Annotated in this window: 11 protein-coding genes; 4 read left to right on the top strand and 7 right to left on the bottom strand. The window is 67.2% G+C overall.

Annotated features, from left to right (window positions below; translation table 11 throughout):
- Positions 1 to 9 precede the first annotated feature (9 nt).
- The 6 genes from ACIA03_RS22925 to ACIA03_RS22900 all read right to left on the bottom strand — a co-directional run bounded on the left by ACIA03_RS22925 (position 10) and on the right by ACIA03_RS22900 (position 8,145).
- Positions 10 to 4,146 (bottom strand): glycosyltransferase, encoded by a 4,137-nt coding sequence (locus ACIA03_RS22925; RefSeq protein WP_396986814.1) that lies wholly within the window; start codon positions 4,144 to 4,146, stop codon positions 10 to 12.
- A gap of 90 nt (positions 4,147 to 4,236) precedes the next feature.
- Complete coding sequence (locus ACIA03_RS22920) at positions 4,237 to 5,310, bottom strand: glycosyltransferase family 8 protein (RefSeq protein WP_396986812.1); 1,074 nt, start codon at positions 5,308 to 5,310, stop codon at positions 4,237 to 4,239.
- A 437-nt stretch (positions 5,311 to 5,747) separates the two neighbouring features.
- The gene (gene mutM / locus ACIA03_RS22915; RefSeq protein ID WP_396986810.1) at positions 5,748 to 6,617 is read right to left on the bottom strand and encodes a bifunctional DNA-formamidopyrimidine glycosylase/DNA-(apurinic or apyrimidinic site) lyase; all 870 of its coding nucleotides are present in this window, start codon (positions 6,615 to 6,617) and stop codon (positions 5,748 to 5,750) included.
- Positions 6,618 to 7,316, bottom strand: coding sequence for a ribonuclease III (gene rnc, locus ACIA03_RS22910; RefSeq protein ID WP_045548395.1), 699 nt, complete (start codon positions 7,314 to 7,316; stop codon positions 6,618 to 6,620).
- 20 nt (positions 7,317 to 7,336) lie between these two features.
- On the bottom strand, positions 7,337 to 7,522 hold the full coding sequence (gene rpmF / locus ACIA03_RS22905; RefSeq protein ID WP_008358292.1) for a 50S ribosomal protein L32: 186 nt from the start codon (positions 7,520 to 7,522) through the stop codon (positions 7,337 to 7,339).
- 68 nt (positions 7,523 to 7,590) lie between these two features.
- Positions 7,591 to 8,145 (bottom strand): YceD family protein, encoded by a 555-nt coding sequence (locus ACIA03_RS22900; RefSeq protein ID WP_396986808.1) that lies wholly within the window; start codon positions 8,143 to 8,145, stop codon positions 7,591 to 7,593.
- Between the two features lie 187 nt (positions 8,146 to 8,332).
- Between ACIA03_RS22900 and ACIA03_RS22895 the strand changes: the two genes are divergently transcribed.
- The 4 genes from ACIA03_RS22895 (at position 8,333) to ACIA03_RS22880 (ending at position 12,925) form a co-directional block, all read left to right on the top strand.
- A complete protein-coding gene (locus ACIA03_RS22895) occupies positions 8,333 to 9,946 on the top strand; it encodes a hypothetical protein (protein WP_396986806.1) in 1,614 nt (537 codons plus the stop codon).
- 23 nt (positions 9,947 to 9,969) lie between these two features.
- Positions 9,970 to 10,899: a lysylphosphatidylglycerol synthase domain-containing protein gene (locus ACIA03_RS22890; RefSeq protein WP_396986804.1), complete on the top strand. Its 930-nt coding sequence runs from the start codon at positions 9,970 to 9,972 to the stop codon at positions 10,897 to 10,899.
- A gap of 263 nt (positions 10,900 to 11,162) precedes the next feature.
- Positions 11,163 to 12,140, top strand: a complete 978-nt coding sequence (locus tag ACIA03_RS22885; RefSeq protein ID WP_396986802.1) for a glycosyltransferase — start codon at positions 11,163 to 11,165, stop codon at positions 12,138 to 12,140.
- Between the two features lie 29 nt (positions 12,141 to 12,169).
- Complete coding sequence (locus ACIA03_RS22880) at positions 12,170 to 12,925, top strand: class I SAM-dependent methyltransferase (RefSeq protein WP_396986800.1); 756 nt, start codon at positions 12,170 to 12,172, stop codon at positions 12,923 to 12,925.
- Here the strand turns inward: ACIA03_RS22880 and ACIA03_RS22875 are convergent.
- The gene (locus tag ACIA03_RS22875; protein ID WP_396986798.1) at positions 12,872 to 14,269 is read right to left on the bottom strand and encodes a hypothetical protein; all 1,398 of its coding nucleotides are present in this window, start codon (positions 14,267 to 14,269) and stop codon (positions 12,872 to 12,874) included. The two genes, ACIA03_RS22880 and ACIA03_RS22875, sit on opposite strands and share 54 nt — an antisense overlap.
- Between the last annotated feature and the right edge of the window lie 164 nt (positions 14,270 to 14,433).

Raw genomic sequence — 14,433 nt, 5'->3', positions numbered from 1 at the left:
GTCATGGCGTCAGAGAAGCGACGCTGTGTCGATGTCGTCCGGGCCGATCACGTGACCGTCTTCGGCCACACCACGGATTCGCTGCAGCAGGGCATCCCGGGAGACCCCGACGCCGTTCTCGACGTGGTCGAGCACCTTGTCCAGCACGAGGTCGTTGTTGCCCTGGAACGCGTTGCGGCGCCACAGCGCGACAGCTTGTGCCTCCTGGATCTGCTCGTAGCCCGCGCGCTCGCGCGGCATCCAGACCGGGTAGCCGTTGGCGGTCGCCATGGCCTTGAGCCACAGGTCGTCGGCGTACAGCGAGGTCTGGGAGATCGCGTCGACGTCGAAGGTGGCCGCGGGCAGCGAGTGCGGCGGGTAGAGCACGCCACCGATCCCGGTGGGGAGCAGCTGATAGCTCGCCTTGCCACGCAGATAGTTGCAGTCATAGACCCACCCGTCGTAGGAACGAAGGGTGCCGTCGGGGCGGAACAGGGCCAGGTTCGCCCGCTGACAAATGATGGCGTGCGGATTCGCCAGGTGGCCCTCGTACAGCGTCTCGACGAGGTTGTCGTCGTAGACGACGTCGTCGTCGACGGTGACGACGAGTGCCTCGGGATGCTCCTGCACGGCGTAGAAGTACTTCTTGTGCGGAGCGAGGTCGCCGTCCACCCAGCGGATCTGGAAGCGGGCGTCCTGACGTTCGAGAACCTCGGCCGGCACATCGGCCTCTCGGTTGGGGAAGTTCTCGGTGGAGAGCCACAGCAGCACCTTGTCTGGCCGCCTCGTCTGCTCCATGAGGGAGTCGATGCACTGACCGATGCTGAGCATGCGGTGAGGAATCGAGGTGAGCGACACCACCACCTCCCGCGTGCCTGACGAAGCTCGCCCGCGTGCGCGCTCGGTCGTCGACCTGGCCGGCTGGATCCTTCGGCCGGCGCCGGCGGCGATCCGACGCTCGAACAGGGCCCCGAGGTCCTTGGCGTACGCATCCATGCTGGCCTGTTCGTCATACGCCCTGCGGGACGCGATGCCCATCTTCTCGAGCGTCGCGGCGTCCTTGTCCATCATGGCCATGAACGCGTCGCGCAGCGACATCACGTCACCGGTGTCGACCACCAGCCCGTTGGCGTCGCTGACCATGTACTTGGCGCCGACGTTCTCCGTCACGATCAGGGGCTTGGACAGCATCGCTCCCTCGAGAGCGACCAGGGAGCACGACTCATCGCGGGAGGCGACGACCACGGTGTCCATCTGCGAGAGCAGCTCGATCTTCTTGCGCTCGTCGGAGATCACGCCGTGGTAGTGGATGTTCTCCTCGCCCGCGATCTGACCGAACGCGTAGGAGGTGACCGACGTGCCGCTGTTGATGAACCCGCCCGCGAAGTGCAGCTCTGCGCGAGCCCGATACTCCTCCGGCATCGCCTTGAAGGCAGCGATGAAGACGTCGTATCCCTTGCGGTGCTCGATGGTGCCGAGCTGGACGAACCTGAACCTGCCGCCGGCCGCGATCTCGTACGGCTGTGCGTACTCGGACACGTCCACGACACTGTTGCGCACGACCTCAACGGGACCGTCGGCGTGCTCGGCAACCGCCGCTGCGGCGTACTCGCTGACCACGCAGATGCTGCGGCTCTGGCGAAGCGTCTCCTGGCGCTCTTGGGCTGCGGCGAAGAAGTCCGGCAGGTTGGTCGCCTCACGCACGTACCAGACGAGCGGGATCCGACCCTCCAGGGCGCGTACGTAGTCGTCCGTCGCCACGGTGTTGCAGACGACGAGCTCGACACCGCTCTCGATGAGCTTGTTGACCCGCTTCGGGCCCAGCTGGCCGGCACGCACCAGCTTCACGGCGATGCCGAGTGCTGCGAACTCCTTCGAGAAAGGACCGGGCTTCGCGGTCCAGACCACCGGCTCGTACCCCAGCGACATCGCCACCTTGCACATCCGGTGAAGGCTTCTGGGCGTGCCGGTGTAAGTCATCTCGGGCGAGACGAACACGATGCGTCGCGGCCGCGAGACCGGAGCGGCGTCGTTCGCCGCGGCCGCCGGCTCGAGTGCCTGGATCGGCCCGCTCAGGTCGAACAGGTCGCCGAAGCGTTCGGTGTGCGTCTCCTCACCGAACAGAGCCGGTGTCGCGTCGTAGAGGAAGTCCTTGTAGACCTCGTGGGAGTACGACTCGTTCTCGATCGCGGCCTTGAGCGGGTTGAACGCGACGTACGGGGAGATCGGACGGATGTCCTGGTAGCGCCTCGTCCGCGCCTGGTACGCCTCGACGAAGTCGATGATCCCGCGCTGCATCTCGGTGATCTGCTCGACGTTGCGCGGAGCGTTGTTCCCCCGGAGCGCGACGGGCCGGCCGTCCTCGAACCCATAGCCGACGACGCTGGAGGCAACCTGGGTGAACAGATACTCGAGCGGGTGATGCAGCAGATCCGTCCTGCGTGCCGCCTTCGGTCCGCCGGGCATCATGAACCTCGCCAGGTCCAGGTTTGCCATCGGCGAGTATGCGTACGCGCTGATGAAGCCGTCGGACACCATGTCGGTGACCTGTTCGGTGCGGCTCGTGCACATGAGCGCACCGGAGACCTCGATCTCGCGGTCGGCCAACGCCGTGCGGAAGAAGTGGCGGAGGGTGGTGATGCAGGTGCCGCTCCAGCCGATGTCGACGATCAGAACCCGCCGGGCATCGCCGACGGCCTCGGTGAAGTACGCCTTCGCCGCGTCGACGCTGGTGCGGTTGTGCTCCTCGATGACGTGCTTGTGGTCCCAGAAGAACCGCTCCAAACGCCGCCTGGTGGCGCTCGCCGGGAACAGGAACCGTTCGATGTCCGCTTCGTCCAGGTAGGGCAGCAGGTAGTCGAACCCGGTGTCGATCAGCAGCTGCTCGATGGTCTTGGTGTTGTTGGACTCCTTGAACCAGCGGAAGAAGGAACGCCCGACGAAGTCGTCGAAGTTCAGATCGAGGGTGATCCCGGAAGCCGCATAGCGCGAGACGTCGATATAGGCGCTGTCGGCGCTGCCGTAGAAGCGCTCGTAGACACGCGAGATCACGTCGCAGTCCCGCCCGCAGAACAGGATCCGGTCGATCGCCTTCTCCCGAACGACCGTCTCGAGGAACTCGCAGAAACCCGCGGCCAGGACGCCGCCGACGCGGTAGCCGTGCGTGTAGTGCAGGGCTTCGGTCCACGTGCCGGAACCGATGGTGTTGTTCAGGACCGCCCCGTAGAAGCTGCCGGCCAGAGTCTCCATGTAGGGCTCGCGAACCAGCCGACGCTGGTCCTGGTTGTACACCGCCGGGAGACCAACCCGCTCGGACTGCTCGACATCCGCCTCGAGGTTGTCGCCGACGTGCACGATCGACGTCTCGCTGCCGTAGTACTCCAGGAGAACCTGCTGCAACGTCCCATCGCCCTTGCGGCGAAGGTACTCGTTCGACAGGTAGATCTTCTCGTAGCCCGCGTACCCGTTGCTGACGAGCATCTCCTCGATGACGTCCCGGGAGAGGTACATGTCCGAGGTGAACACGATGGTCTTGCCCTTGGCGAGGAGCCGGTCGAAGACCTCCTTGATGTAGGGGTTCGCCTCGGCCAGCTCGATCTCGAGGTTCTGCTCGAGCTCCTCCCATGCCGGATCCGCACCGTACCGCTCCACCATCACCGAGTAGATGTCACGCAGAGTGACCTCGCGGGAGCCCTTGTGGTTGTCGTTCTCCCGGCGCGCGTGATCCTCGGCCTGCCTGCGGATGCTCGGGTACCTGTCGATGCCGAGCCTCGACCCCATGATCCGGAAGACATCCTTCGGAAACTCCACGGCTCGATACAGCGCCGTGTCGAAGACGTCGAACGAGACCACGTCGTACGCAGCCAGCTTCTCGGTCATCTCCTCGACGCTGAGCCGCTCGGTGCTGTCGGGCTTGAGGTAGTAGGGCCGCCCGGTCTCCAGCTCTTCGCCCGCGGTCTCTCCGAGGCGGGCACGGAGGCGCTCGATCCTCGCGTTCAGACCCGACTGCCGGTCCAGGAGGCGGGTGTAGCGGGACACGACCGGACCGCCGCTGGTCGGTCGACCGAACAGCACCAGCTTGTGCTCACCGTCCACCTCTGCGACGCGCACCATCCGATGGCGCAGCCCGAGCTTGTTGGTCGGCTGCTCGCCCATACCGGCAGGCATGGTTCCTCCTTGTGTTACTGGGGTGACGAAAGTGCGGGGTCGTCCCGCGGTTGTTCTGGTGGTGATCGAGCTGGCTCGCGGCGGTGCGGGCTACTTCTCGATGACGCGGGTCCGTGGTGGTGACGGGCGGACATCCCGCTTGAGCGAGTCGCGGATGACGCGAGGTCCGGAGGTCATCAAGGAGCCGATCCTGAACGAGACCGACCTGCGGGTGGCGGCGAGCTCCTGGTCACGGCCCTGGAGCTCCTGCTCGAGGCTGACCACCCGGCTCCTGAGCCGCTTGCGGACCGCAGAGGTGACGCCGGCTGCCGCCGCGACCGCGTCGGCGAGGTAGACAGCCACGATCTCGCCACACATCGGGCTCATCGCGGCGTACTGCCACCACCGATCCGCGAAGTCGGCCGAGACGTCCATCCACGGCTTGCGCTTGTCGGCGAAATGGATGACGACCGGCGAGCTCATCGCCTCGTCATACTCGTCCCGGGACCAGACCCGCTGGACGGCCGGCCTGCTCCAGAACTCCTCGACGTTCTTCGGGCCGTACTTCGTCATCAGATTGAAGCGGAGCGGAAGATGGCGGATGCCGTCGTAGCACACGATGTTGATGATGTCCTGGTCGTCGGAGTCGAACTCCTTGGAGGAGAGCTCGAGGAACTCCTCGACCAGACCGTGCTCACGCATCCGCTTCAGGTTCATCAGCATGACGCCGGAGTTGACGTAGCGGTCGAAGGACGGGAGGCCCATCGCCCGCGCAGCCTCCGCCGAGCGGAGGTGGTAGGCGGCTGCGGGCACCGCGGCGACGAAGACGTCATCCACGTCCTGCGTGTAGAGCGGCGACAGATCGCTCTCGATGACGGTGTCGACGTCGAGATAGATGATCCTGTCGACGTCCGGGAAGAGGTCCGGCAGCTTGAGCCGGAAGTACGCGGGGGCCGTCAGGTGCGAGGTGCTGACCTTGACGTCGGTGAAGCCGTCGACCACGACGAACGAGATCGTGTTGCCCGGATAGCGGCTCTCGAAGGAGCGGAACTGGTCGCGTACGTCTGTCGGAAACGCCTCCGCGACCAGGATCTTGAGGTCATACCTGGTGTCGGTCCCCGAGTTCTCCAGCAGCGACGTGATCGTCACCGACATCGGCTTGGCGTAGTTGAGGTCGGCGGCCATGGCGACCGGGATGGTGCGGGTCTTCTCGGCCTGGCCGGCGTCAGCACGGGGTTGCGGTAAGTCCAGATCCTGCGGGCGCTTTGTGGGCGCTTGATCGGATACGGCGAGCTTGTGGGGAGCCACCTGTTGTCCTTGTCGAGCTTTGACCACCCCGGTGGCTCGACGTGTGGTTCACGCCTGGGCCGGTGGAGGAGAGCCTTGGTTTTCATCCCGAGATCCGGGTGACCACGTCGCCACCCTGCTTGAACCGCCGGCCCGAACGCAGCGGTGTGTCGTCTGCCTTCCGGCCGGTGCAGATCGCTGCACCCAGGACGAACGACCCGAACTTTAACCCACCCGAATCCTGAATCTTTAACGAACGACGAGGAAACGCGAACTGACATGTGCCCGCAACATTCGGGCAGCCCGAAGGGGCCGTAGGCAATAGCCCGAACGGACTATCCGGCCGTGATTCTCCGTACACGAGGGGCGGGCTGGCACTTCGGACAGAAGTAGGAGGAGCGGTTCATGAAGGCGACGCGGCGCATCGGGGCACCGCATCGGTCGCACGGCTCACCCTCACGTCCGTACGCCGCCAGCGACCGGTCGAAGTAGCCGGACTCGCCGTTCACGTTGACGTAGAGCGCGTCGAAGGAGGTGCCGCCCTGGGCGAGCGCCTCGGTCATCACGTCACGTACGTGGCCGAGCAGCTCGCGCACCTTCGGGGCGGTCAACCGCTCCCCCGGCCGTTCGCCGTGCAGCTTCGCGCGCCACAGCGCCTCGTCGGCGTAGATGTTGCCGACGCCGCTGATCACGGTCTGGTTGAGCAGGATGCGCTTGATGCCGCTGGCTGATCTCCGGACCCGTCTCACGACCGCCTCGGCGTCGTAGGCGGCCTCGAGCGGGTCGGGAGCGATGTGGGCGATCTCGGGCGGGAGCTCGGCTCCCCCGGGACTGATCGAGAGGCCGCCGAACATGCGCTGGTCGACGAAGCGGAGCTCGCGGCCCTCGGCAGCGCCCTCGAGGCGGATGCGGACGCGCAGGTGCCTCTCGTCCGGCGACGAAGGAGGCTGGACGAGCATCTGGCCGCTCATGCCCAGATGGGCCATCAGGGCATCGCCGGAGTCGAGCGGCAGCCACAGGTACTTGCCGCGGCGGCGGGCGCCGGTGAGCACCCGGCCCTGCAGCTCGTCGGCGAAGGCCGAGGCGCCGGCCAGGTGGCGGCGAACGGGGCGGGGGTGCAGGACGTCGACGCCGACGATCCTCGCGCCGAGAACGTGGCGCTCGAGGCCGGCGCGTACGACCTCGACCTCGGGGAGCTCGGGCATCTAGGCGGACGAAGAGGCGGAGGCCTGGATCTCGCCGTAGGCCGTCTCCGCGGCGGCCTGCTCGGCCTCTTTCTTGGAGCGGCCGACGCCGTTGCCGTAGAGCTGGTCGCCGACGCGGACCTTCGCGGTGAAGGTCTTCATGTGGTCGGGGCCCTCGTCGGTGATGACGTATTCGGGCACACCCAGGGCCCGCTCGGCGGCGAGCTCCTGCAGGGAGGTCTTCCAGTCGAGCCCGGCACCCAGATCGGAGGCCGCCTCGATGAGCGGGTCGAAGAGCCGGTGGACGAGGACCGTGGAGACCTCGATGCCCCCGGAGAGGTGGACCGCTCCGATCACCGCTTCGACGGTGTCGGAGACGATCGACGCCTTCTCGCGCCCACCGGTGGCCTCCTCGCCGCGGCCCAGCTTGATGTGCTGGCCGAGGCCGATGGCCTGTCCGACCTCGGCCAGGGCGCGGGCGTTCACAACCGCCGCCCGCAGCTTGGCCAACTTGCCCTCGGGCAGGTCGGGGTGGGTGCGATAGAGGGTCTCGGTGACCACGACGCCGAGCACCGAGTCGCCCAGGAACTCCAGGCGCTCGTTGGTGGGCAGGCCACCGTTCTCGTAGGCGTAGGACCGGTGAGTCAGCGAACGCTCAAGCAGCTCGGGGTCCAGGATCGGATCCCCGAGCGCTTTGCGTAGCTCGGCGTAGTTGGTCAGGAGACTAACCGCGTGTCAGATCAGAGGACCTGGCGACGCTCGGCGCGAGCGCCGTACTGGCCGCACTCGCCGCACGCACGGTGCGGGATGTGCTTGGCGCCGCAGGCGGGGTTCGCGCACGTCACCAGGGTCGGCGCAACGGCCTTCCAGGCCGAGCGGCGGTGGCGGGTGTTGCTGCGCGACATCTTCCGCTTCGGAACAGCCACTGTTATCTCCTCATAATTCGACCGGCCGGATCTCGACCGGCTACTGAAGCCTGTTGTGCTGGGTGATCTTAGTTGCTGGAGTCGTCTTTCAACGAAGCCAGCCCCGCCCAGCGCGGGTCGACCTTGTCGCCGTGGTCGTGCCCGGGATCGTCCGCGAGCCGCGCCCCGCAATCGGGGCACAGTCCCGGACAGTCGTCCTGGCACATCGGCTGGAACGGCAGCGCGAGCACCACCGCATCCCTGAGCACCGGCTCGAGGTCGATCAGATCGCCCTCGGTCCGGCTGGTCTCGTCGTCCTCGTCAGGGGCCTGGCCGTCACGAGAGTCGTTGTAGACGTACAGCTCCTGGATGTCGACCTCGACCTCGTCGTCGATCGGCGCCAGGCACCGCACGCACTCGCCCTCGAGGCCGGCGAAAGCCGTCCCCGTGACCAGCACACCCTCCATGACCGCCTCGAGCCGCAGGTCGAGCTCGACCGGCGATCCCTCGGGGACAGAGAGGACTTCGATACCAAGATCTGCCGGCGCCGGCACCGTCAGCTCCACGTGACGCTCGGACCCCGGGCGGCGGCCGAGCTCGCGGGTATCGAGCACGAGCGGCGCTCTCGGGTCCAGGCTGGTCAACGTTTCACCTTCGGATGAGGGCACGACAGATCGGAATGATCTTAATGGCCCGATGCAGACACGACCAAAAGGACGGTGGTGACAGCGCCCCCTCAAGGTTAAGGTGCCAAACAGTAGCAACTCGGATGCGACTCATGGGGTGTGCGTGCACGAAGACTCGGCTCGGCCTGGCACACAGGATCACCGGATGATGCGACTCGGCCTCTACGGCGTGCTCGCAACGTACGTCGCACTGGTTCTGCTGGGGGTCCTGGCGCAACCGATCTTCGCCCCCGACGAGGCCGGGCACGTCCACTACGGGATCTCGCTGACCCAGGGACGGATACCACTCGTCGGCGAGACCTCGGCGAGCCAGTTTCCCGAGATCAACCCGGCCGAGGTGCTCCAGATCCAGTCGTTCCATCCGCCCCTCTACTACGTGCTGAGCGGGCCGATCCAACGGCTTGCCATGGAGTCCGGCGCGGACTACCCGTTGTTGCTTCTGACCCGGCTCCTCAACTTGGCGATCAGCGCACTGACGGTGCTCCTGGTCGGCAGGATCGCATGGCTGGTCACCTCTGGCACGACCCGATACCGCGCCGCGGTCGTCCTGGCAGCCAGCGCCGTGGCCGCCGGGTTCCCGGCATTGCTGACGACGTCCGGGCGCATGTTGAACGACCCCTTGGCGGTCGCCCTGGTCACCGGAACGCTGCTGGCCATAGTCCACGCCGCACGCAGCGGCCTGCGCTGGCGCACTGTCGGGCTGGTGGCGCTGCTGTGCACGCTGGGAATGCTCACCAGGATCTCGTTCGCACCGGTGTGGCTGCTCGCGGTCGGCGCGGTCTTCACCCTCACCCTGTGGCCGGGGCTGAACCTCGCTCCGCTGCGTACGTCGCCATGGCGCAGAGCGCTGGCCCACATGGCCGTCGTCGTAGCGGCGCCCGTCGCCGGTGCAGGATGGTTCTATGCGCTCAACCTCAGCCGCTACGGAGACATCACCGGTGGAGCTGGTGGCAAGGACCTCCCCGTCGCGGCCGACCGCACCCTCGACCCCGCCGCCGCACATGGACCGGTCCTCTACCTGCTCGAGCCCGACTCGTGGTGGGAGCAGATGCAGCAGTACGCAGGCGTGAACGCGTCGAGCGTCCGAGAGCCCCTTCCGCTCTTCAATACCGTGCTCGTCATCGCCGTCGTCGCCGTGATGGTCGTCGGAATCCTGGTCAGGCTGTTGCGCCGGGTGGAGGGTCACCCGCCGGCCACCGACACCATCGGCACATGGTGCCTGGTGGCACTGGCCCTGGTCGCGGTCGCCATCTGCCTGGAGATGGCGTTGCACGTCACCCACAAGGGTTGGCCCAATGCGCGCTATCTGCTCAACGCCGTCAGCGTATGGGCCATCGCCGCGGCCGGCCTCGCCTACACGTTCGGGCGACGCGCTGGGCCGTGCGCCGTCACCCTCATCACCTTCACCGGAGCCCTCGGCTATCTGACCCTGCTCGTGTCCACGCTGCGATGGAACAACGAGCTGGAGAGACTCTCCTGGTTCGACACGATCGCCGGCGGAATGAGCATGAGCGACGTACCCGTCCCGCACCTGCTCACCGGGATGCTGCTCGCGGTCGCGGTCGCCGGCCTGGGGTTGCAGACGGCGGCGCTGATCGGGCTGTCGCACGAGCCGGCAGCCGGCCGCCATTCCGTGCACGACCCCGAACATGCCGCAACCAGCGGCGCCGACCGCCGACGGAACGGTGAGTCTCGGGCACGCGTCCTTCGACGGTCGGCCGCCACGTCACACCGTCGTGGCACCCACCGAGCCGGCTGACCCGCCTGCGACCAGGAGATCCCATGGCACCCACGCGCACCCAGACCCGCACCGTGGTCGGGGTCATCTTCCTGGTCGTCGTGTTCCTCGTGGCCGTCTGGACGATCTGGACACAGCGCGGCCAGCTGGGCGAGTCCCTGGTCGAGCTCGGACCGTGGCCCATCATCATGAGCTGTGCGCTCGCCACGATCGGGACAGCATTCACCTACCTCGAGTGGCGCGAGGTGCTTCGCGGGCTCGGCGTCACGTTGCCCCTCGCCCAAGGTGCTCGGGTGTTCTTCCTCAGCCAGCTCGGCAAGTACCTCCCCGGCTCCATCTGGCCGGTGGTGATGCAGATGGAAGCAGGCCGAGCGCGCGGTGCGTCGCGCGCGACGATGGTGGCCGCCAATCTCTTCACCCTCGTCGTCGGCTGCACGGTCGGCCTGATCATCGCCTGCGTGACGCTGCCGTTCGCCGCGCCGGGCGCCTTCACCCACTATTGGTGGGCCCTGCTCGCCCTACCGGTGCTTCTCGCCATGCTCCACCCGGCGACGATGCCCCGGGCCCTCAACGTTCTCCTGCGATTCCTTCGGCGGGCCCCGATCACCAGCCGGCTGCCGGTGCGCTACACCGTGCGTAGCGGCGCCTGGGCCTCGGTCTCGTACCTCTTCCTGGGTTCGCACATCGCCGTCATGGTCGGTGCGCTGGGTGGCGGGCGGGCCGTTGTGCTGATCATGTCCGTCGGCGCGATCTCGCTCGCGGTGTGCGTTGGGGTGCTCGCGCTTCCGGTGCCGGCCGGTCTCGGCGTACGGGACGGGGTGCTGGTCCTGACGATGGCGCCGACCATCGGCCTGGCGCCGGCCCTGCTCGTCACGGTCACCGCGAGGGTGCTGACCAGTCTCTCGGATCTGCTGTTGGCGACGATGGTCATCGCAATTCCGGCGATTAGACGTGACGAATACCTGACGAGGTAATTTGCGCCCGCCAGATGCCTGATAAGCGCATTGAAATACGATGCCGCATTGAAACAATCGAAACGCAATAAACACGGCTTGTTGCCTGCAACCTCCTCCATTTAGACGCGTATGTTGGTAACGTTTCGATAATGCGAATCTTTGCTTTCGGGACGTACGACAAAGGATCTCATCCTCGGGTAGCGGTCCTGATCGAGGGCCTGCGCGCCGAGGCAGAGGTAACCGAGGTGAACCGTCCACTCGGACTCGACACCGCCGACCGGGTGGCGATCCTGCGACATCCATGGCGGTTGCCGCTGTTCGCGCTTCGCCTGCTCGCCTGCTGGATCGCTTTGGTCATGGGCTCGATCCAGGCTCAGCGGTCGGGAGCACCGGATGCCGTTCTCGTCGGCTATATGGGCCACTTCGACATTCATCTCGCACGGATTCTCTATCCCCGTGCCACGATTCTCCTCGACCATATGGTCTCGGCCGCTGGGGTTGGCGCCAACCGGCACCTGGCGTCGGCGGGCGGGCTCAAGCACCGATTGCTGAAGGCGATAGACACCGCCGCACTCAGCCGCGCAGACATCGTCATCGTCGATACCGACGAGCATCAGAAAGCACTGCCCGAACACGTTCGAACGCGCTCCGTGGTGTGTCCTGTGGGGGCGACCCGTGCCTGGCTCGAGGCGGGCGCGGATGCCCTACGCGAGCCGACCGATGATGTCCTCCGGGTCGTCTTTGTCGGTCTGTTCTCACCGGCTCACGGCACCCCGGTGATCGGCGAGGCGCTCGACATGCTCAGCGACGACGCGAGGATCCAGGTGACGATGGTCGGTCGAGGCCAGGAGTACTCCGTCACCCGGCTCCTCGCGGCCCGAAACCCCCACGTGACCTGGGTCGACTGGGTCGCCCCCGAAGAGCTGCCCACATTCGTGGCCGGGTTCGACGTCAGCCTCGGAATCTTCGGCACCGTGCCGCAGGCGCTGAACGTCGTGCCCACCAAGGCGTTCCAGGGTGCTGCCGCCGGATGCGTGATAGTCACCTCGGAGACAGAGCCGCAACGACGCGCGCTGGACGGTGCGGCCCTGCTCGCCGCGCCGGGCAGCGCCATCGAGTTGGCGGCGGCGCTGAGAAAGCTCGCTGGAGACCCCGACGTGACCCACCAGCTCCGGCGCGCAGCCCACGCGCACGCCGGAGGGCGCTACCTCCCGGGCGCTGTCGTAGCGCCCTTGATGGACCGGATCACCGCGGCATGATCTCGCGCCGGCGACAACAAAGGGAACCCATGCCTCTCACCCCCAAAGCCACCACCCCGATGCCGCCGCTCGCTCCGCGCGCATGGCTTCGATACGACGTCGTCCGCCGAATCCTGGACCGCCTGGCTCCCACGACCGCGCTAGAGATCGGCTGCGGCCAGGGCGCGTTCGGGGCTCGTCTGGCCCGGTGCGCCGACTATCTCGGGGTCGAGCCCGACTTCGACTCCTTCGTAGTGGCTCACGAGCGCATCACCGCAGCCGGCGGCAGGGTGCTGAACGCGTTGTCCTCCGACCTCGACCCGGGGACGTACGACCTGGTCTGTGCCTTCGAGGTGCTCGAGCACATCGAGGACGACAAGGGCGCGCTGGCCGAGTGGGTCACCCACCTGCGGTCGGGCGGGCACCTGGTGCTCTCCGTGCCGGCCTTCCAGGAGCGCTTCGGGCCGATGGACAGGCATGCCGGCCACTTCCGGCGCTACAGCCCTGAGGAGCTCACCGCACGGCTGGCCGAGGCGGGGATGAGCGAAATCGAGATCACGGTCTACGGATGGCCGCTCGGCTACGCCCTGGAGGCGGTACGAAACCGGATCGACGCCAAGAAGCTCACGAAGGTGGCATACCTCACACCGGAGGAGCTCACCAGATCGACCGGAAGAACCTTCCAACCGAGTCACCGGCTCAGCGGTCAGGCGATCGCCGCGGCGACGGCGCCGTTCATGGCGCTGCAGCGACTATGTCCTCGCCTCGGCACCGGCTTGGTGGCGGTCGCGACCAAGCGTGGGTGAGTCGGGTCCGGCGAGCCCGGCGACCGACACCAGAGCTCCGGCCAGAGCGACCCCGGCGAGGACCACGGCCGCGGCCGCCGCCGAGGGGAAGGTCGGCGCCATCACATCGCCGGCACCGGCGTTGGGCGGCACGACGTAGCCGATCATGAGCGCGTACGTGGCCACGAGCCACAGCCCCACGACGACCCCGGAAAGCCTGGGCACAGCGGTCAGCCCGATCCCGCTCAGGAGCGCCGACACGACCGTCAACGGCACCAGATAGCGCCAGGACGCACCACCCCCTTGCGCGACATAGGTCAACTGGAGCCCCACGATGGCCACCACAAGGGCGATCGCAAGCAGCCCCACCCACATCTCTGCCGACGCCCGCAGTTGAATCCGCCGCAGGATCACCACGACACCGGCGACGACCGGCACGGTCGTCAGCAGCACGCCGAGGAACGGATGTGCCTCGAGAGCGAGCGGGGTGAGCAGCTGGCGCCAGACCTCCGGGTCTAAGGCGGCCTCGTACACCGGCCGAACGGCGCGGTTCTGCAACGGGCCGGGCTGGCCGACGAGCTCGGTCTGGGCTCCGGAGAGGTTGCCGGTGGCGCGGAGGTTCCGGAGGTAGAACCAGGCGTTGACCACGACGGGGAACAGCGCTGCGCCACCCAGCCGCGCCAGCGTCGCCCAGCGACGGTCCTCGAGCAGCCACCGCACCCCGAGCACGGCCATGCACACGGCGATGACGACCGCTCCAGGTAGGCGGGTCGCGAGGGCTGCCGCGGCGCAGATCGCGAAGGCGGCGGCCGAGGCCGTGCCGATACCGCGCCTCAGCATCCGGACGGTCACCCCGACCATGAGCGTGACCCAGAGCGCGAACATGGTGTCGTTGAGGATCATGCCGCCCAGCGAGGCGACGCCCGGGGTCACCGCGGTCACCGCACCCGCCGCGACCGCGACCGCCGGCCGGGTGGGCGCGATGACGTACGCCACCCACATGACGGCCATGACGAGCAGGCACGTCACGCCCACCGTCACCGCCCGACCGGCCAGCCCGGCGATCAGCAGGTGATCGGCGTCGGTCAGCGGCCCGATGACCGGGGCCTGGAAGAGGTAGTAGAGCGGCGGGTGCTGCCCGGTCCAGTCGAAGGGCGGGTGAAACCCCCACAGCTGCGGCATCTGCATCGGATCACCGATCCGCATGAGTTCGCCGTGCCAGAGTCGATAGGCGTGGTCGGCATGTGCGGACTCGTCGGCCGTGCCATAGAGCGGTTGCGAAAGTGCGTACGCCGCACACACGGCCGCGCAGGCCACGACGTTCGCGACCAGACCCACGGCCCAGAGCCGGCTGGTCTTCGACACGAGCGATCTCCTGAACAGGACGAGGCGGGCTGCCAAGCATCTTGACGTGTTCCGAAGCAAACCACTCCACGCGTGCATTCGCACGCCGAATCTCCGACTTCTCTCGCGACGTACCGCCCCCGGTGCGCGCTCCGGGCACCGGCGACTCATAGATTTTCGGCTTG

Source organism: Nocardioides sp. NPDC051685 (genome assembly GCF_044453405.1).
Lineage (GTDB): Bacteria > Actinomycetota > Actinomycetes > Propionibacteriales > Nocardioidaceae > Nocardioides.
The sequence above is the reverse complement of the archived record's forward strand: the minus strand, read 5'-3'. Positions and strand labels throughout refer to the sequence as shown.